This window comes from Kitasatospora sp. NPDC056138, assembly GCF_042264695.1.
Taxonomy (GTDB): Bacteria; Actinomycetota; Actinomycetes; order Streptomycetales; family Streptomycetaceae; genus Kitasatospora.
In genome coordinates, this window is record NZ_JBHJVK010000049.1 from 39685 (window position 1) to 57960 (window position 18276).

Consider the following 18276-nt stretch of genomic DNA (forward strand, 5'->3'; position numbering starts at 1 on the left):
GGTCGGGGCTTTCCCCCGGGGGCATCGTCGTGGCCACGTTGGTCGGGTCGGCTGGGTTAGCCGCAAGAGGGGGCCCGGCGCCCCGCGAACCGCCGGGCCGACTCCTGGACGTGCGCCAGCCTGCGCAGGCTGAGCAGCACCGGTTCGTACAGCACGGTCAGTGCGACGGCCGCCTCGATCTGCCCGGCCGCCGTGGGCTGCTCCTCCACCGCGTCCAGGTCGGCGACGGAGAGCTCGGCGGCGATGCGGCCGTACGGCAGCAGGTGCGCGGTGTCGCAGGGGTAGCCGAGGCGGACGAGCGCGGCGACGGAGGCGACGAGCGTGCCGTGGGCGGGGGAGGGCTCGTCGTGCATGCCGCGCCAGCCCAACTGCTCCAGCAACGCGTCCACCGAGCGGCGCGCGACCCCGGTCGCCTCGTCGTCCTCGGCGGGGCCCGGGTCGTGCGGCAGCGCCCGGGTGGCCGCGCCGAGCCGCATGTGGTGGTCCAGCGACGTGTCCTCCGCAGTGGCGATCACCTTCCGCGCGACGGCCACCGGCACCTTGCCGATCTGGATCAGCGCCCGCACCAGACGCAACCGGCGCAGGTGCTCCTCGCCGTACGCGGCCTGGGTGGCGGTGACCCGGTGGCCGGGCTGGAGCAGCCCTTCCCGCAGGTAGTACTTGATCGTCGCGGTGGAAACCCCGCTGCGCTCGCTCAGTTCGGCCAGTCGCATCCTCTTGCACCCTCCATTGGATAATGTCACTATCCAAGCATGGATGGCGACGCTATCCAATGAGAGGGGAGCGGGGGGCTCGGCATGGGCACGGCACCGACAGCGGGGCGGGTCACGACGGCGGCCGAGGGGGAGGTGGTGGTCTTCCTCATCGGGATCCGGATCAACCGGTGGCGGGCGGTGCGCCACTGGCTGCCCACCTTCACGGCCATGCCGCGCATGCTCAGGGAGCTTGCGCGCGAGGAGGGCAGCGGGCTGCTGGCATACCGGGGGTACTCGGCCGGGCTGCGCACCCACACGGTCGTCCAGTACTGGGAGTCGCGCGAGAAGCTGCTCGCCTACGCCTCGGCCCCGGACCGGCAGCACCGACCCGCCTGGGCCGCGTTCAACCGCCGTGCGCGGAGCGCCGCGGGGAGTGTCGGCATCTGGCACGAGACGTACATCGTGCCGGCGGGCTCGTACGAGGCGATCTACCACGCCATGCCGCCGACCGGGCTCGGAGCGGCCCACGGGGTCGAGCCGGTCGGACGGCGGGGCGAACGGGCTGCGGAGCGGTTCGCGGGCTGACGGCTGCAGCGGATCCCGCCGGCCGTCACCGTCGCGGAGCCGGCGCGGCGGGCGACGGGTCAGGCGAGCCGGAAGTTGTCGGCGAGCGCGTTCATCTCCACCTCCAGCAGCGTGTGCGGCTCGTGGCCCATCCCGTCGAACTGCCCCTCGACCTCCAGACTCACCACTCCGTGCATGCGGGTCCACGCCATGACGGCCCCGGCCAGTGCGCGGCCCGCGTGGTCCGTGCCGGTCGGTGCCCCGACGTAGTGCGCCACCCAGGCGGCGACCGCCGGGTCCCGGCGCGCCCACTCTGCCATCTGCTCGACCACGGGCAGCACCGCGGGGCCGGGCTGCGCCGACTCGAAGACCTGGAGGAACGGCCCCAGCGCCGCACGCGCCTGCACGAGCGTCTCCGGCGGGGCGCTGTAGCCGGGCAGCGGCGTTCCGGCGATCAGCAGGTAGCGGTGGGGCTGCCGCACGGCCCACTCCCGATAGCTGCCCGCCAGGGACAGCAATCGGTGACGGAGGGTGTACTTCACGGATGCCTCCGCGGCCTCCCCCACGGTCGCGGCAAGATCCTGGTACGCGTCGCCGATGAGGGAGCCGAGCAGGTCGTCCCGGCTGGCGAAGTAGCGGTACAGGGCCGGACCGGAGAGCTCCAGCTCCTTGGCGATGCGCGTGAGGGCGATCGCCGCGATGCCGCCCTCGGCCAGCTGGCGCAGGGCGATCTCCTTGATCTCCGCGCGGGTCTGCTCCCGGTACCGGGCGCGTGGCCCCCCAGTCGTCATCTTCGCTTCTCCGTCCTCGCCGTCTCTTCCGTGCGATCCATCGTAGCTCGCGTTCTCAGGTCTAACTCCTGCGAGCGGAATCTCGATGCCTGGCCGGCACCGGACACCTCCAACTGGTGGCGGCACGGAAGAGGGATTGCGTCACTCCATAGAGACAGTTACAGTCCATAACAGAAGCGATCGATAGTAACTCCTAGTCGGCTTCTCCACCCGTAGCCACGGGTGCTCACCCCGCACCCACACCTGGCAGCACAGCCACACCGGACGAATCGAGGCTCCCCCATGACCGGCAAGCCCTACCTGACCGGCCACTACACCCCCGTCACCGACGAGATCACCGCCACCGGCCTCACCGTCGAGGGCACCCTGCCCCCGGAACTGACCGGCCGGCTCATCCGCAACAGCCACAACCCCAAGCCCGGCATCACCCCGACCCACTGGTTCAAGGGCAGCGGCATGGTCCACGGCATCCGGCTGCGCGACGGCCGGGCCGAGTGGTACCGAAACCGCTGGGTGCACACCCCCGCTCTGGACGGCGCCCCCTACCTGACCGACAACGGGCCCGACCTGAGGGCCAGCACCGCCGGCACCCACGTCATCGAACACGCCGGACGCCTCCTCGCCCTGTGCGAGTCCGCCCTCCCGTTCGAGCTGACGGCCGGCCTGGAGACCGTCGGCGCCTACGACTTCGGCGGCAAGCTGACCTCCGCGATGACCGCCCACCCCAAGGAGGACCCCGTCACCGGCGAACTCCACTTCTTCGCCTCCTCGCCCTTCCCGCCCTTCCTCATCCACCACGTCGCCTCTCCCGACGGCCAGGTCCTGGAGAGCCAGGAGGTCCCCGGGGCCACCGCCGCGCTCAAGCACGACTTCGCCATCACCGAACACCACGTCGTGTTCCTGGAGGGCTCCGTCACCTTCGACACGAGCGAGCACTCGGGCATCCCCTACGGCTGGAGCGACGCCCAGCAGGCCCGGATCGGCATCATGCCGCGCGGCTCGGGCGGCGCGGACCGGGTTCGCTGGTTCCCCGTCGACCCCGGATTCGGAATGCACTTCGCCAACGCCTACGAGGACGCGCTCGGCCGCATCGTGATCGAGGGCCCGACCGTGGGCCGCGACGGCTGGCAGCGCTCCTGGAACTGGTGGGTCGGCGCCCCGGACCGCGGAGCCGAGCCCAACAGTGGCTCCCGCAACCGACGTTGGACGGTCGACCTCGCGGCGGGCCGGGTCGAGGAGGAACAGATCGACGACCTGACCGTGGAGTTCCCGACCATCAACGACTCCTACATCGGGCGCGAGCACCGCTACCAGTACGCGCTCTCCTTCCCCGACGACCTCGGCATCGGCAACCACACCCTGGTCAAGTACGACCGCCGGACCGGAGGCCGCCAGCTCCTCCCGGTCGGGACCGGCCAACTCCCCAGCGAGGCCGTCTTCGTCCAGGCCCAGGACGCCACCGACGAGGACGCCGGCTACCTCCTCACCGTCGTCAGCGACCTGAACGCCGACGCCTCGAAGCTCCTCGTCCTGGACGCCTCCGACCTCGCCGTCCCGCCGATCGCCACCATCCACCTGCCCCGCCGGGTCCCGGCCATGATCCACGGCTCCTGGATCCCCGACAGCGCCCTCTGAACCATCCCGTCCGCCGGAGCGACGACGATGGCACGGCGGCCCGACGCCGTGAACCTCGACCGCACCACGGCGCTCACCGTGCGGCGGGGCGGACACGGGCACCGCTCGACGCCCCGGGCGGCGTGACCACCGGCCAGGACGACAGCCGAGACGGTGTCAGCGGCCTGTCGTACAGTCTCCATCCGTGACGACGACCCTGATGACGTACGCAGGCACCACGGCTCCCGACGCACTCGCGACCCGCACCGGCGGGGTGCCGCTGGCCCCGGCCGGGACCGCCTGGCCGCAGTGCTCCACCTGCGACGGGCCGATGCAGTTCCTGGCCCAGATACTCCTCGACGACCTCGGCCGCCACGCGGGCCAGGGCGCCGTCGAGGGGCGGGGCGTGCTCGCGCTGTTCATGTGCCAGAACGACCCGGGCATGTGCGACGAGTGGGACCCGCAGGCGGGCGGCAACCGCGCGCTGGTCTTCCCCGCGACCGCGCTCCAGCAGATCCCGGTGCCCACGCTGGACGAGGACCAGGACCAGGACGAAGACGAGGAGGACGAGGAGGACGAAGACGAGGACGACGAGGAGGACGACCAGGAGTCGCTCCTGCTCGGTGCCGTGAGCGCCGTCGCGTACGAGACTCCGTCCACTCCAGCGGACTACGGTCAAGCCTACGAGGAGTGGGCGAGGCAGCCGGGCCGGAATCCCCTCGACATCCTCGGCCAGCTGGGCGGGCAGCCCGAGTGGCTGCAGAACGACGAGACCCCTGTCTGCCCGGCCTGCGCACGGGAGATGAGGCTCGTCGTCCAGCTCGAGGAAGGACGGGACCACATGACCGCGATGAACTTCGGCGGTCGCGGCGAGGCCTACGCCTTCGCGTGCGAGCCCTGCGCAGAAGCCGTGTTCCTGTGGCAGTGCTGACCGCCGCCGCAGGCTCGGCCGCAGCGGCCTCGGTGGCGTCCAGTCGGCCGTGACCGGCGGGACCAGCGGGACCCGCGGTCCACCATGGGCCTCAGGGGCGGACGCTGAGCACGGTCTTCCCGCGCGCCCGGCCGCCCTCGACCGCGAGCAGGGCCGCCACGGCCTGGTCGAGCGGGAAGACCTGCTGCACCACGGGCTTGAGCTCGCCCGACTCCACCAGGCCCGCGAGCTCGGTCAGTTGCGCCCCGTCCGGGTGCATGAAGAACGCGCTCACAGCGACTCCCCAGCGCTCCCGCTGGGCCTCGATGTCGGGGACGAGGACGATCGACACCAGCGCGCCGCCCGGCTTCAGCACGCCGAAGGAGCGCGCCTGGGTGTCCCCGCCGACGGTGTCGAGGACCACGTCCACCGCTCCGACGACCTCCTCGAACTTCTCCTTGCGGTACTCGACGATCCGGTCGGCCCCGAGCCTTCGGGCCTGTTCCACACCGTCCGCGCCCACGGTGGTGACCACCTCGGCGCCCAGGTGCTTGGCGATCTGGATGGCGGCGGCCCCCACACCGCCCGTGCCGCCGTGGATCAGCACCCGCTGGCCCGCCCGCAGCTGCGTCTGCTCCGTCAGGGCCTGCCAGGCGGTCAGCGCGACGAGCGGCAGCGAGGCCGCCTCCTCGAAGGAGAGCCGCGCCGGCTTCGCAGCCACCAGGCTCTCGTGCACCGCGACGAACTCGGCGAACCCGCCGCCCACCCGGGGGTCGACCCGGCTGAAGACCTCGTCGCCCACCGCGAACGCCGTGACGCCGTCGCCGACCGCCGCGACCACGCCCGCGACCTCGTTGCCCAGGATCCGGGTCTGCGAGAGCTCTCCGGGCTGCATGAACCCCTTCACGGTCAGGTGGTCGATCGGGTTGACCCCCGCCGCCCTGACCTCGATCAGCACGTCCTGACTCCCGACCTCGGGGGCGGGCACCTCGGCGACCGTCACCACGTCAGCCACCCGGCCGTACTTGTTGATCACTGCTGCCTTCACGGTCTGCTCCTCATGTCGTTCTGCCCGTGCGTGCGTACCTGCGTGCGTACCTGCGTGCCTGCGTGCCTGCGTACCTGCGTGCGTCTGTGTGTGCCCGTGCACGGCCGGCCGGGACGGCCAGTGCCCCGGCCGGCCGACGGCTCCGGCGGCGACCTGCTTTCAGCCGGCGAGCGTCCGGTCGGCGAGACGGACGAGCATCTTGCCCGTGTTGGCGCCGCGCATCATGCCGAGGAAGGCCTCGGGCGCCTGGTCGATGCCGTCCAGCACGGTCTCCTCGGTGCGCAGCCCACCGTCGGCGAGCCAGCCGGCGGCGAGCCGGGCGTACTCCGGTGCGAGGTGGTAGTAACTGCCGACCAGCAGGCCGCGCAGGGTGAGCTGCTTTCCGATCGCGGCGGCCAGGTTGCGGGGGCCGGGGACCGGCTCGGTGGCGTTGTACTGGCTGATCGCCCCGCACAGGGCGATCCGCCCGCCCGGGCGCATCGCACCGATGGCGGCCTCCAGGTGGTCTCCGCCGACGTTGTCGAAGTAGACGTCGACGCCCTCGGGGGCGGCCTTCGCGAGCTGGTCTGCCAGCGAGCCGGCCCGGTAGTCGATGGCCGCGTCGAAACCGAAGTCCTCGACGAGCTTCTTCGCCTTCTCCGGCCCGCCGGCGGATCCGATCACCCGCGAGGCGCCCAGGCGGCGCGCGATCTGACCGGCGACGGAGCCGACCGCACCGGCGGCACCGGAGACGAAGACCACATCGCCCTCGGCCACCGGTGCCACCTCGGTCAGGCCGGCGTAGGCCGTCAGGCCGGGCATGCCCAGCACGCCGAGGTAGGCGGAGGCCGGAGCCAGCGAGACGTCGATCTGCATGACCGCCGCCGCGTCGACGACGGCGTACTCGCGCCAGCCCAGCTGGTGCAGCACGGCAGCGCCGACCGGGACGGCGGCGGACCGAGAGGCCACCACGGTGCCCGTCGCTCCACCGCTCAGCGGCGCGCCCAGGTCGAACGGGGGGATGTAGGAACCGGTGCCCGCGTTCATCCGCCCCCGCATGTAGGGATCGACGGACATCCACGTGTTGCGCACCAGGAGCTGGCCCTCACCGGGCTCCGGGATCGCGCTCTCCACCAGGGCGAAGTTCTCGGCGGTGGCCTCGCCGGCGGGGCGGGACACCAGGTGGATCTCCCGCTGGGTCTCGGGCCGGGTCCGGTGCCGGTCGGTCGGGGTGTCGGTCATGGCTCTGCTCCTGGGATCGGGGTGCCGGGCAAACTGCTCCGTGAGGAGTATTTGACCTTACGTTCCAGAACTTACAGATTCTGGAACGTAAGGTCAAATAGGTGCGGCGCCCGCCCCCGGGCTTGGGTACGGTAGGGCCATGGGAAGACCGCGGACGTTCGACGAAGAGGCGATCCTGGACCGGGCGATGCTCCTGTTCTGGCGCAAGGGCTACGAGGCCACGAGCATGAACGACCTGGTGGAGGAACTGCGGCTGGGGCGCGGCTCGATCTACGCGGCATTCGGCGACAAGCACCAGCTGTTCGTCCGGGCACTCGGCCGCTACCTCGGACGGCAGGCCGACCTGCTCACCTCCGCCCTCGACGACCGGCAGCCCGCACTCCCGCAGCTGCGGCACCTCTTCGAGACGCTGCTGCAGTCCGACTCCGCCTGCAGCGGCGCGGGCTGCTTCAGCGTCAACAGCATCGCCGAGCTGCTGCCCGGCGACGCCGCCGTCGCGGAACTCGCCCGAACCGGCCTGCGCAGTGCGGAGGACGCGTTCACCGCACAGCTCGAACGGGCCCGGGCGGCCGGGGAGCTGACCGCCGCCGTGAGCCCGCGCAACGCCGCCCGCCTGCTGCTGGCCCAGGTCCAGGGGCTGCAGATCCTGCGCAAGGCCGACCCGGATCCCGAGCTCCTCACGGCCTCGCTGGACTCGGTGTTCGGGCTGCTCCGCAGCCCGTCGGCGGCCAGCGTCACCACGCCCGCAGCCACTGCACCCGCCGCACCCGCAACCGCGTCCGCCGCACCCGGCGAAGCGCCCGTCACCGCCCCGGACCGCGCCGCCGAGCCCCTGCCGGCGACCTGACCCGGGGCTGCCCGCCGGTGCCGGCGCGGCGGCCGAACCGCCGCGCAGGTAACGCGAGGCGGTTCCGCCGCGGCGTTCCACCGCGCCTCGGGGCTGCGACGTCAACATGAGTCCACCTCACGTTGGTGATTCGCGCGTGGAATGCCGGATACGGCACAGTAGGTCCATGAAGGCGCAGACGAGCGGTCGGCAGCGGGCCGGAGCAGGCGTGGCGGCGCGGCGCCGGCCGGTGCAGCAGCGCAGCCTCGAACGGTACGAGCGGCTCCTCGACAACTGCGCGCACCTGCTGGACGAGGTCGGCGCCGGAGCGCTCACCACCAAGGAGGTGGCGCAGCGCGCCCAGGTGCCGATCGGCACCCTCTACCAGTTCTTCTCCGGCAAGGAGAGCCTGCTCGCCGCGCTCGCCGAACGGAACCTGGACCGCTTCCTCGACCGCCTCGCCCGCCGCCTGGACGCCGAGTCCCCCCAGGGCGTGGCCGGTTTCGTCGACCTGGCCGTCGAGGAGTTCGTCGCCATGAAACGCGCCGTCCCGGGCTTCTGCCACGTCGACTTCGGCCTGGTCGAGCAGCTTCCCGAGGGTGTCGACGACGACCTCCACCTGCTGGACACCGACCTCGACAACAACGCCGCCGTGGCGCTTCGCCTGCAGACCCTGGCCGGTGGGCTCTTCGACACCCCCGGCTTCCCCGTCGCGCTGCGGGTGGCCATGGAGTGCGCCGACGCCGTGCTCAAGCTGGCCTTCCGCAACGACCCGGACGGCGATCCGGCCCTGATCGCCGAGACCAAGCGGCTGCTCCGCTGCTACCTGGCCGACCACCTGCCGGGCTGACCGGACCGGGTGCGGCCGGGGAGTCGGCACGGCGCGGCATTGCGGCTGTCCCGATCACGCCGCACAGTGGAAGGCGGGACGGCTTCCTGTCCAGCTGGGGCGGGACGGTCGCCCACCGTACAGCCCGCACTCCCTGAGGAGCAGATCATGCAAGCCGCGATAGGTGACCAGCTCCACATCCACAGCAGGTCCGTCGGAATGGTGGATCAGAAGGGCGAGATCATCGAGGTGCGCGGAACCAACGGCGAACCCCCGTACGTGGTCCGCTTCGAGGACGGTCACACGGGCCTGATCTACCCGGGTCCCGACTGCAACATCGAGCACCAGGAAGCACTCCGGTAACCACAGCCGAGCCCGCGGCCGGGAGCATCAGACCATGCCGGAGCCGCCCCTTCCGGGCCCGTTGGCCCACCTGGCTCCGCTGCTGGACAGCTACGGCTATCCGGCTGTCGGAGCCCTGGTCTTCCTGGACAACTGCGCGGTCCCGGTGCCGGGCCAGACCATTCTGGTGCTGGCCGCCGTCTACGCGGGCACCGGGCGGCTGAGCATCGTGGGGGTGGCCGTGGTCGCCGCCTGCGCCGCCGTCGCCGGGAACTGCCTGGGCTACCTGATCGGCCTCACCGGCGGCCTGGCGCTGCTCCACCGCTGGGGCCGCTACCTGCTGCTCACCGAGGAGCGGTTGGCGAAGGCCGACCGCTTCTTCGGCGTCCACGGGCCGAAGGTGGTCGTGGTGGCCCGCTTCATCGACGGACTGCGGCAGACCAGCGGCATCATCTCGGGCGCCGCCGAACTGCCCTTCCGCCGCTTCATCGTCGCCGACGTGATCGGCACCCTGCTCTGGGTCGGCCTCTGGTCCTCGATCGGCTACGCCGCGGGTTCCGACATCGGCACGCTCTACGCCCAGGCGCTGCGCTACCAGGTCGTCTTCCTGATCGCCGTCGCGGTCGCGGTCGTCGCACTGGTGGCGCTGAAGCTGCTGCGCCGCCGCCGGCCCGCCGACCGGGCCGGACAGGACGACGGCGACGACAGCGACGACAGCGACAGCGACAGCGACAGCCCACGAACCGCTCAGGGGCGCAGCGAGATCACCTCGAACGGAGACGCGTAGGTCACGCCGAGCCGGCTGCCGGCGGCCCGCCCGGCCTCCTCCAGGAAGGTGTCGGGGTCGGCCATGCCGCCGCCGAGCCCGTCCAGGTACGCCTTGTGGGCCTTGAGCGAGGCGATTCCCCGGTCGAGGAAGCCGGTGGTGTCCACCGCGTGCCGGGCCTCGGGCGAGGCGGCGGCCCAGACCTCGCGGACCCCGTTCCACGGTGCCAGGCCCTCGTCGCCCAGCTCGGTGAAGATCCAGCGGTTGCCCGCGTCCCGGACCCCGTCCAGGGTGGCCCGGCCGACGGCGATGTGGTCGGCCTGGTTGGGGACGTTCCCGCCGTAGCTGTCCCGGAAGTTGGTGGTTATCACGATGTCCGGGCGGTACTTGCGGACCGCGCGGGCGATGTCGCGGCGCAGCGCGAGCCCGTACTCGACCACGCCGTCGGGGTGGCCGAGGAAGTCCACGTCGTCCACGCCGACCAGGGCGGCGGAGGCGATCTGTTCGGCCTCGCGCAGCGGGCGGCACTCCTCGGGCGCGAGCGAGTCGATGCCCGCCTCGCCGCTGGTGACCATGACGTAGCCGATCCGCTTGCCCTGGGAGGTCCAGCGGGCGACGGCCGCCGCGGCGCCGTACTCCATGTCGTCGGGGTGCGCCACCACGGCCAGGGCGCTCTGCCAGTCCTCGCGGAGGGGCTGGTACGGGGGAAGCGACTGCTCACTCATGCTGCGGCTGGCCTCATTCGGCAATCTTGAAGGAGTAGTTGAAATCGGTGTGGCCGACGTGGCGCATCATGTTCAGCCAGAACGGCATCAGCATCTCGGTGGACCTGGCGGCCGAGATCCCGCCGAGGTCGACGACGACCTCGGCGGGCCAGCCGAACTCGCCCAGCAGTTCCCTGACCCGGGCCTTGGCCTCGGGGTCCTCCCCGGCGATGAAGAGGTTGTGCGCTCCGGGCACCCGGCCGGGGTCGACCATCAGCGGTGCGCTGAGGGTGTTGAGCGCCTTCACCACCCGGGTGTCCGGGAACTCCCGCTGGATCTGCTCGCCGATGCTGTCGCTGTTGACGGGGTCGAGGGTGACCTCGCCGTCGGGCGCGAAGACCAGCGGGTTGGAGACGTCGACCAAAACCTTCCCGGCCAGCCGGTCGGCCCCGGCCAGGCGCAGTGCCTGGAGCGAGACCGTACCGGCGGTGGCGTTGATGACCAGCTCGCCGAAGTCGGCGGCGTCCGGATAGGTCCCGGCGTGCCCGTAGGGGCCTGCCTGGTGGGCCCACTCGGTGGCCGCCGCGTTGTCCCTGCTGCGCGAGCCGAGGGTGACCTGGTGTCCCAGTGAGACCAGTTTGGCCGCGAGGGTGCGGGCGACGGCGCCTGTGCCGATGATCCCGATCCGCATGGTCCGTCTCCCGTTCCGGTTGCTCCGGGCACGATGCGCCCGCCGCTCACGGTCGAACCATAGCGGCGATCGACCTGGCCCGGTGTCATCCGGCTGATATGTCGTCAGCTCCGCCGGTCCGGCGCGGGACTACTCCACCGTGACGCTCTTGGCGAGGTTGCGCGGCTTGTCCACGTCGCGCTCCAGGGCGACGGCCGCGTGGTAGGCGAGCAGCTGGAGCGGGATGTTGAGCAGCAGCGGGTCCAACTCGGGCTCGCTCTTGGGGACCACGATGCAGTGGTCGGCGAGCTTGGCCTCGGGGGCGCGGTGGGCGATGGCGAGGATGCGTCCGGAGCGGGCCTTGATCTCGCCGAGGGTGGTGAGGTTCTTGTCGAGCAGCTCGTCGTCGGGAACCAGTGCCACGGTGGGCAGTTCGGGGCTGATCAGCGCGAGCGGCCCGTGCTTGAGCTCGCTGGCGGGGTACGCCTCGGCGTGGACGTAGGAGATCTCCTTGAGCTTCTGCGCACCTTCGCGGGCGACCGGGTAGCCGCGCACCCGGCCGATGAACATCATGCCCGCGTTGTCGGCGTACTCGGCGGCCAGCTTGGCCACCAGCTCCTCCTGGTCGAGGATTTCGCGGATCTGGTCCGGCAGAGCCTTGAGGGCGTCCACGATCCGCCGGCCGTCGGCCGGGGAGAGGTCGTGGATCCGGCCGAAGTGCAGGGCGAGCAGCGCGAAGGCGATCACGGTGGAGGTGAAGGCCTTGGTGGAGGCGACCGAGATCTCGGGCCCGGCGTGCAGGTAGATCCCGCCGTCGCACTCGCGGGCGATGGCGCTGCCGACGGTGTTCACCACACCCAGCACCCGGCCGCCCTTGCGCTTGATCTCCTGGACGGCGGCCAGCGTGTCGTAGGTCTCGCCGGACTGGCTGACCGCGACGTAGAGGGTGTCGGCCTCGATGACGGGGTTGCGGTAGCGGAACTCGGAGGCGGGCTCGCTGTGGGCCGGGATCCGGGCCAGTTCCTCGATCAGCTGGGCGCCCATCTCGCCCGCGTAGTAGGCGGATCCGCAGCCGAGGATCTTCACCCGGCGGATCTCGCGCAGCTCACGGGCGTCCAGGTTGAGGCCGCCGAGGTGGGCGGTGGCGAAGCGCTCGTCCAGGCGGCCGGAGAGGGTGCGCTCGACGGCGGCGGGCTGCTCGTGGATCTCCTTGAGCAGGAAGTGCTCGTAGCCCGCGGTGTCGTAGGAGGCCACCTCCCAGTCGACCGTGGAGGGCTGGTGGGTGGTCGGGCGGGCGTCCTCGGTGAAGGTGCGGAAGCCGTCGGCGCGGACGGTCGCGAGCTCGCCGTCCGCCAGGTGCACGACCTGGCGGGTGTAGCGGACCAGGGCGGCGACGTCGGAGGCGACGAACATCTCCTTCTCCCCTATGCCGAGCACGATCGGGCTGCCGTTGCGGGCGACCACGATCCGGTCGGGCTGGGCGGAGTCGAGGACGGCGATGCCGTAGGTGCCGACCACGTGGCCGAGCGCGGCGCGGACGGCGTCCTCCAGCTCGGTGCCGTCGGCGGCGTGCGCGGCGATCAGGTGGGCCAGCACCTCGGTGTCGGTCTCGGAGCTGAAGGTGACGCCTTCGGCGCCGAGGCGGGCGCGCAGCTCGTCGGCGTTCTCGATGATGCCGTTGTGGACGACGGCGATCCGGCCGCCGTTGTCGACGTGCGGGTGGGCGTTGGCGTCGCTGGGCACACCGTGGGTGGCCCAGCGGGTGTGGCCGATGCCCGCCGTCCCCTTGCCCCGCTGGTTCGAGAAGAAGTGCGCGGGGACGGCGGCGGCGAGGTCGGCGACCCGGCCCTTGACCTTGCAGACCTTCACGCCGCCGGCCTTGCCGGTGACGGCCACTCCGGCGGAGTCGTAGCCGCGGTACTCGAGTCGCTGCAGGCCCTCCAGCAGGAAGGTGGTCGCATCCTTGGGGCCGATGTAGGCCACGATTCCGCACATGGGTGGTACTCCTTCTGTTCGGTGCTGTCGGTAGGGCTCAGCCGTAGACGATCCGGCGCAGCTGACGGGCGGACAGCTCTGGCGCCGTCACCCGGCGGACGGCCAGCTCGGCGCCGATCCGGGCGAAGATCTTCTCGTTGGTCAGACCCCGTGCCTGCAGCTCACCGTGACGGCGGCGGACGAACTCCTCGGTGGGTTCGGAGAAGTACGCGAGCACCTCCGCTATCACTCGCGCGGCCTCGCCCGGACCGAGTGGAGTGGTGCGGGTGAGGTGGGCGAGCAGGTCTTCGTGAGGGTGCGGTGAGGCGGACACGAGTGGGGAGCCTATGCGGCCGCCGCCCCATGATCCAAGAATCCTGCCCGAAATCGGGCAGATCTTCGGGCATTCAGCCCCTGTCCAAACCCTTGAACGACTCAATATTTGAGCGTAGCGTCATGATGCGTACACGTATGGACACCTTGGGAGTTCGCATGTGCGGGATCACAGGCTGGGTCGCGTTCGATCAGGACCTCACCACGGCACGGACCACACTGGACGCGATGACCGCCACCATGGCCTGCCGAGGGCCGGACGCCGGCGGCGTGCACCTGGAGCGGCACGCCGCGCTCGGCCACCGCAGGCTCGCGGTGATCGACATAGCGGGCGGCGCGCAGCCGATGACCGTCGAGCAGGACGGACGGCTGCTCGCCGCCCTCACCTACAGCGGCGAGGTCTACAACCACCTGGAGTTACGGGCCGAACTGGAGGCCGCCGGCCACCGGTTCCGCACCCGCAGCGACACCGAGGTGGTGCTGCACGCCTACCTCCAGTGGGGCCACGAGTTCGCCGCCCGGCTGAACGGCATGTTCGCCTTCGCCCTGTGGGACGCCCGGACCGAGGAGCTGCTGCTGGTCCGCGACCGGATGGGCGTCAAGCCGCTCTACTACCACCGCACCGCCGACGGCGTGCTCTTCGGCTCCGAACTCAAGGCCGTCTTCGCGCACCCCTCGGTTCGGCCCGCGGTGGACCTCGACGGGCTGCGGGAACTGCTCGGCATGACCAAGACCCCGGGGCACGCCGTCTACCGGGGCATGGCCGAGGTGGAGCCCGGCCATGTGATCCGGATCCGCCGTCAGGGCCTGACGGCCCACCGGTACTGGTCGCTGGAGGCCAGGGAGCACACCGACGACCTCGACACCACCGTCTCCACCGTCCGCGCACTGCTGGACGACATCGTGGAACGGCAGCTGATCTCCGACGTCCCGCTCTGCACCCTGCTCTCCGGCGGTCTGGACTCCAGCGCCGTCACGGCGCTCGCCGCGCGGGCCCTGTCCGCCGCCGGACACGGCCCGGTGCACTCCTTCGCCGTCGACTTCGTCGGGCAGAGCGAGAACTTCCACGCCGACGCGGTGCGCGCCACACCCGACAGCCCGTACGCGAGAATGGTCGCCGAGCACGTCGGCGCCGACCACCGCACCATCGAGCTGGACAGCGCCTCCCTCACCGACCTGGTGCACCGCGACGCGGTGCTGCGCGCCCGCGACCTGCCGGTCGGCTTCGGCGACATGGACACCTCGCTGCTGCTGCTCTTCCGGGCGGTCCGGCAGCACTCCACGGTGGCGCTCTCCGGAGAGTCGGCGGACGAGCTCTTCGGCGGCTACCACTGGTTCCACGACCCGGCCACCGTCGCGGCCGACGCGTTCCCCTGGGTCGCCTCGATGGCCGAGATCACCGGCCCCTCCGCCCGGCCCGGCGCCGGGCTACTCGCCCCCGACCTGCTCGCCCGGCTGGACCTGGAATCCTACCGGGCCCAGCGCTACCGCGAGGCCCTGGCCGAGGTGCCGCACCTGGACGCCGCCGACCCGTTCGAGCGGCGGATGCGGGAGGTCAGCTACCTCAGCCTGACCCGCTTCGTGCGCATCCTGCTGGACCGCAAGGACCGGATGAGCATGGCCACCGGCCTGGAGGTCCGGGTGCCGTTCTGCGACCACCGGCTGGTGCAGTACGTCTTCAACACCCCCTGGGCGATGAAGAGCTTCGACGGCCGGGAGAAGAGCCTGCTGCGCGCCGCCGTCCGGGACACCCTGCCCGCCGCGGTGGCCGACCGGGTCAAGAGCCCCTATCCGAGCACCCAGGACCCGGACTACCCGCTCGGCCTGCGGACCGAGCTCGCCGAGGCCACGGACGACCCGAAGGCACCGATCCACGCACTGCTCGACCCGGCCGCCCTGGCCGACACGCTCCGTCCGGACAGCGACCCGCAGGCCAACCGGGCCGCCACCGAGCTCGCCCTGGACCTGAACGCCTGGCTGCGCGGCTACGAGGTGTCGCTGGAGCTCTGAACCCCGGGTGACCGGGCGCGGGCCCGCTCGTTGACCGGAGCGGCCGCGCCGCACGGCGGGGTCGACACCCGACCCCTGGCGGCGGTGCGGCCGCTCCACCCGAACAGCTCTTCCACCCGGCTGTCCTCGGGCCGATACCTCCAGGATGGGAAGAGAACCTGTCCGAAGCGATCCGCCAGGGGACATGCGCATGCAACCGCGAATCTTCGCGATCATCACGGCCGCCCTGCTGGGCGCACTCGGGCTGGGAGCGGCCGCCGTCACCCCGTGGGTTCCCACCGCCGCACCCGCCGTCGCCCCCGGCCCGGCCGCCGCAGCCGCGGGGTCGCCCGCGCCCACCGGCGACCCCGCGGTGTGGACCCGCAGCACCCTGCGCAACAAGCTGATGGCCGAGATGGACGCCAGCGATCCCGGCGTGGCACTGGCCGACCTGGACAAGATCATCAAGAAGTCCCCGTACACCGTGCGGTTCTGCCACCCGATCGCGCACGAGCTCGGCCACGCCGCCGTCAAGCGCTACCACGAGGACTTCCAGAAGGTCATCTCGTTCCCGCACGAGACCTGCGCCGCCGGGTACCTGCACGGCGCCGTGGAGGAGATGCTCGCCAACTCCAAGAGCCCGGAGGAGGACATCCTCACCCTCTGCGCCCCCGCCAACAAGGGACCCTGCATCCACGGCGTCGGCCACGGGATCATGTTCGTCACCAAGCAGGACATCCCCTCCGCCCGGGCGCTGTGCAGCAAGTTCCCCACCGACTCCAAGCGGATCACCTGCTCGGAAGGCCTGTTCATGCAGCTCTTCGCGCCGGACGAGGAGGACGAGAACGCCAAGGCCAACCTCCCCGCCGACCGGATCGCCAAGGAGCCGCTCTACCCCTGCCCGGAGCAGCCCGCGCTCTTCCAGTCCGCCTGCTACTTCTACGCGCCGACCCTCTACCTCAGCTCGCACGACTGGCAGGACCACCCCGAGGTCTTCGCCGCAGCCCTCAAGTGGTGCCTGAACGGCCAGGCCACCGGCGGCGCGAACGACTGCAGCCGGGGCGTCGGCTCGCGCACCATGAAGTACAACCTGGACCGCGAGGACTGGGCCGCCCAGCAGTGCGCCACCGCCGCCGACGCCTGGCAGCGCAAGGCCTGCACCGAGGGCCTGGTCAGCTACTACACCGTCAACTACACGGACGGCGGCGCCGCCGGACGGCTCTGCAAGAAGATCACCAACCCGGAGATCACCGGTTACTGCCGCAGCGCGGGCGGTCTGTCCAGCACTCTGGACTGACCCCTCGACCACGGCCGTACGAGTCGTATGATCTGCGCAGCCAGGTGCGCCGAGGACGCCGCGCCCCAGTCCCACCCGCTGGAGCAGCACCATGAGCGACGCCGCCCCCGAATCCCCCGCGCCGGCCTCCGCGCCCCGCTCGCCCGACGACTTCCGCGCCGCCGCCCGCGCCACCGCCGACCTGGTCGCCGACTACCTCGACGCACTGCCCGGCCGACCGGTCTGGCAGCCGATGGACCCGGCCGGGCGGACCGCGCTGCTCGACGCGCCGCTGCCCGCCGAGGGCCGCCCTCTCACCGAGCTGCTGGAGCTGATCGGCACCCGGGTGATGCCCGCCCCGATGGGCAACGGCCACCCCCGCTTCTTCGGCTGGGTCAACTCCGCCCCCGCGCCCGCCGGGGTGCTCGCCACCCTGGCCGCCGCCGCGATGAACCCCAGTTCCGCCGGGGGCGACCACGCCGACGTCCACCTGGAGCGCGCCGTGGTCCGCTGGATCGCCGAGCTGGTCGGCTTCCCGCACCCTCCCCCGGCCTCCGACCCCGGGCTCCCGCACGGCGGCGGCATCCTCACCTCCGGCACCTCGATGGCCACCGTCCTGTGCCTCGCCGCCGCACGCAACCGCGCCGCCCGGCTGGCCGGGTGCGACCTGCGCGAAGAGGGCCTGGCCGGTCTGCCCCCACTGGTCGGCTACGCCACCGCGGAGACCCACTCCTGCGTCCGGAAGGCCGTCGAACTGCTCGGCCTCGGCAGCCGGAACCTGCGCACCGTCGCCACCGGCCCCGACGGCCGGCTCGACCTGGCGGCGCTGCGCGCCGCCGTCGCCGAGGACCGCGCCGCCGGGAGGCTGCCCTTCCTGGTGGTCGCCTCCGCCGGAACCGTCGGCACCGGCGCCGTCGACCCCTTCGAGCCGATCGCCGACCTCTGCGCCGAGGAACGGCTCTGGCTGCACGTGGACGGCGCGTACGGCGCCTTCGGCGTGCTCGACCCCGCCATCGCCCACCGCTACGCCGGGATGGCGCGGGCCGACTCGCTCGCGCTCGACCCGCACAAGTGGCTCGGCGTGCCGGTGGACTGCGGCTGTGCCCTCGTCCGGCACACCGAGGAGCTGCGCGGCACCTTCAGCCTGGTGCCCTCCTACCTGCGCGACGAGACGGCGGGCTCGTTCGGCTGGTTCTCCGAGTACGGGATGGAGCAGACCCGGCCGTTCCGCTCGCTCAAGGTCTGGGCCACCATCGCCCACCGGGGCCGGACCGGGATCGCCGCCGACATCGCCCGCTGCACCGCGCTCGCCCGGCGGCTCGGCGAGCTGGTCGAGGCCGACCCGCAGCTGGAACTGCTCGCACCCGTGCAGACCTCCATCGTCGCCTTCCGGTACCGCCCGGCCGGTGCCGACGAGCAGCTGGTGGACGCGGTCAACCGGGAACTGCCGACCGCCGTCCAGCTGCGCGGCCGCGCCTTCGTCACCGGCGCGGTGTACCAGGGCCGCGAGATGCTGCGGGCCTGTCTGCTGAACGCCGCCACCACCGAGCACGACCTGACCGTCCTGCTGGACGAAGTGCGCTCCGCAGCAACGGAACTGACGGACCATCGGATGATCCGCTGAGCGTACTCCGGTGGTTCGGAAGCCGCCCGGAGGCGGGCGGAGACATTTACCGGCAGGTCACGGGGGATTCGTGATCGTGAAACACCGGCGGGACAGCATG

18 protein-coding genes are annotated in these 18276 nt (G+C 71.8%); 10 read left to right on the forward strand and 8 right to left on the reverse strand.

Going from position 1 to position 18276, the window contains the following annotated elements; translation table 11 throughout:
• Positions 1-56: 56 nt before the first annotated feature.
• Entirely contained in the window at positions 57-713 is a 657-nt protein-coding gene (locus ACFC1R_RS26265) for a MerR family transcriptional regulator (RefSeq protein ID WP_375942597.1), read from the reverse strand.
• Between the two features lie 84 nt (positions 714-797).
• Between ACFC1R_RS26265 and ACFC1R_RS26270 the strand changes: the two genes are divergently transcribed.
• Positions 798-1280 carry a DUF4188 domain-containing protein gene (locus ACFC1R_RS26270; protein ID WP_375942599.1) on the forward strand — a complete coding sequence of 161 codons (483 nt, stop codon included), beginning with the start codon at positions 798-800 and terminating at the stop codon, positions 1278-1280.
• 59 nt (positions 1281-1339) lie between these two features.
• Here the strand turns inward: ACFC1R_RS26270 and ACFC1R_RS26275 are convergent, their stop codons facing one another.
• Positions 1340-2050 carry a TetR/AcrR family transcriptional regulator gene (locus tag ACFC1R_RS26275; RefSeq protein ID WP_375942601.1) on the reverse strand — a complete coding sequence of 237 codons (711 nt, stop codon included), beginning with the start codon at positions 2048-2050 and terminating at the stop codon, positions 1340-1342.
• Between the two features lie 282 nt (positions 2051-2332).
• Here ACFC1R_RS26275 and ACFC1R_RS26280 point away from each other — a divergent pair, with 282 nt between their 5' ends.
• Together ACFC1R_RS26280 and ACFC1R_RS26285 are read left to right on the forward strand one after the other, a co-directional pair.
• Positions 2333-3685 carry a carotenoid oxygenase family protein gene (locus ACFC1R_RS26280; protein WP_375942603.1) on the forward strand — a complete coding sequence of 451 codons (1353 nt, stop codon included), beginning with the start codon at positions 2333-2335 and terminating at the stop codon, positions 3683-3685.
• Between the two features lie 184 nt (positions 3686-3869).
• Positions 3870-4595, forward strand: a complete 726-nt coding sequence (locus tag ACFC1R_RS26285) for a DUF1963 domain-containing protein (protein ID WP_375942605.1) — start codon at positions 3870-3872, stop codon at positions 4593-4595.
• A gap of 91 nt (positions 4596-4686) precedes the next feature.
• Here ACFC1R_RS26285 and ACFC1R_RS26290 read toward each other — a convergent pair whose 3' ends face one another.
• Positions 4687-5622 carry an NADP-dependent oxidoreductase gene (locus ACFC1R_RS26290; RefSeq protein ID WP_375942607.1) on the reverse strand — a complete coding sequence of 312 codons (936 nt, stop codon included), beginning with the start codon at positions 5620-5622 and terminating at the stop codon, positions 4687-4689.
• A 159-nt stretch (positions 5623-5781) separates the two neighbouring features.
• Positions 5782-6843, reverse strand: a complete 1062-nt coding sequence (locus ACFC1R_RS26295) for an NADP-dependent oxidoreductase (protein ID WP_375942609.1) — start codon at positions 6841-6843, stop codon at positions 5782-5784.
• A 139-nt stretch (positions 6844-6982) separates the two neighbouring features.
• On the opposite strand from ACFC1R_RS26295, the gene ACFC1R_RS26300 reads away from it, so the two are divergent.
• The 4 genes from ACFC1R_RS26300 to ACFC1R_RS26315 all read left to right on the forward strand — a co-directional run bounded on the left by ACFC1R_RS26300 (position 6983) and on the right by ACFC1R_RS26315 (position 9627).
• Positions 6983-7690, forward strand: a complete 708-nt coding sequence (locus ACFC1R_RS26300; RefSeq protein ID WP_375942611.1) for a TetR/AcrR family transcriptional regulator — start codon at positions 6983-6985, stop codon at positions 7688-7690.
• Between the two features lie 166 nt (positions 7691-7856).
• Complete coding sequence (locus ACFC1R_RS26305) at positions 7857-8519, forward strand: TetR family transcriptional regulator (protein WP_375942613.1); 663 nt, start codon at positions 7857-7859, stop codon at positions 8517-8519.
• A gap of 147 nt (positions 8520-8666) precedes the next feature.
• Positions 8667-8861 (forward strand): DUF1918 domain-containing protein, encoded by a 195-nt coding sequence (locus tag ACFC1R_RS26310; protein ID WP_375942615.1) that lies wholly within the window; start codon positions 8667-8669, stop codon positions 8859-8861.
• Between the two features lie 34 nt (positions 8862-8895).
• Positions 8896-9627 carry a DedA family protein gene (locus ACFC1R_RS26315; protein ID WP_375942617.1) on the forward strand — a complete coding sequence of 244 codons (732 nt, stop codon included), beginning with the start codon at positions 8896-8898 and terminating at the stop codon, positions 9625-9627.
• Here the strand turns inward: ACFC1R_RS26315 and ACFC1R_RS26320 are convergent.
• The 4 genes from ACFC1R_RS26320 to ACFC1R_RS26335 form a co-directional block, all read right to left on the reverse strand.
• Entirely contained in the window at positions 9588-10331 is a 744-nt protein-coding gene (locus ACFC1R_RS26320; RefSeq protein ID WP_375942619.1) for a PIG-L deacetylase family protein, read from the reverse strand. The two genes, ACFC1R_RS26315 and ACFC1R_RS26320, sit on opposite strands and share 40 nt — an antisense overlap.
• 13 nt (positions 10332-10344) lie before the next feature.
• A complete protein-coding gene (locus ACFC1R_RS26325) occupies positions 10345-11001 on the reverse strand; it encodes an NADPH-dependent F420 reductase (protein ID WP_375942621.1) in 657 nt (218 codons plus the stop codon).
• A 129-nt stretch (positions 11002-11130) separates the two neighbouring features.
• The gene (glmS, locus tag ACFC1R_RS26330) at positions 11131-12975 is read right to left on the reverse strand and encodes a glutamine--fructose-6-phosphate transaminase (isomerizing) (RefSeq protein ID WP_375942623.1); all 1845 of its coding nucleotides are present in this window, start codon (positions 12973-12975) and stop codon (positions 11131-11133) included.
• 37 nt (positions 12976-13012) lie between these two features.
• Complete coding sequence (locus ACFC1R_RS26335; RefSeq protein ID WP_375942625.1) at positions 13013-13288, reverse strand: hypothetical protein; 276 nt, start codon at positions 13286-13288, stop codon at positions 13013-13015.
• 158 nt (positions 13289-13446) lie between these two features.
• Between ACFC1R_RS26335 and asnB the strand changes: the two genes are divergently transcribed.
• The 3 genes from asnB to ACFC1R_RS26350 all read left to right on the forward strand — a co-directional run bounded on the left by asnB (position 13447) and on the right by ACFC1R_RS26350 (position 18176).
• On the forward strand, positions 13447-15297 hold the full coding sequence (asnB, locus tag ACFC1R_RS26340) for an asparagine synthase (glutamine-hydrolyzing) (protein WP_375942627.1): 1851 nt from the start codon (positions 13447-13449) through the stop codon (positions 15295-15297).
• Positions 15298-15487: 190 nt separating this feature from the next.
• Entirely contained in the window at positions 15488-16573 is a 1086-nt protein-coding gene (locus ACFC1R_RS26345; protein WP_375942629.1) for a hypothetical protein, read from the forward strand.
• Positions 16574-16664: 91 nt separating this feature from the next.
• Positions 16665-18176: a pyridoxal phosphate-dependent decarboxylase family protein gene (locus ACFC1R_RS26350; RefSeq protein ID WP_375942631.1), complete on the forward strand. Its 1512-nt coding sequence runs from the start codon at positions 16665-16667 to the stop codon at positions 18174-18176.
• Positions 18177-18276: the final 100 nt, after the last annotated feature.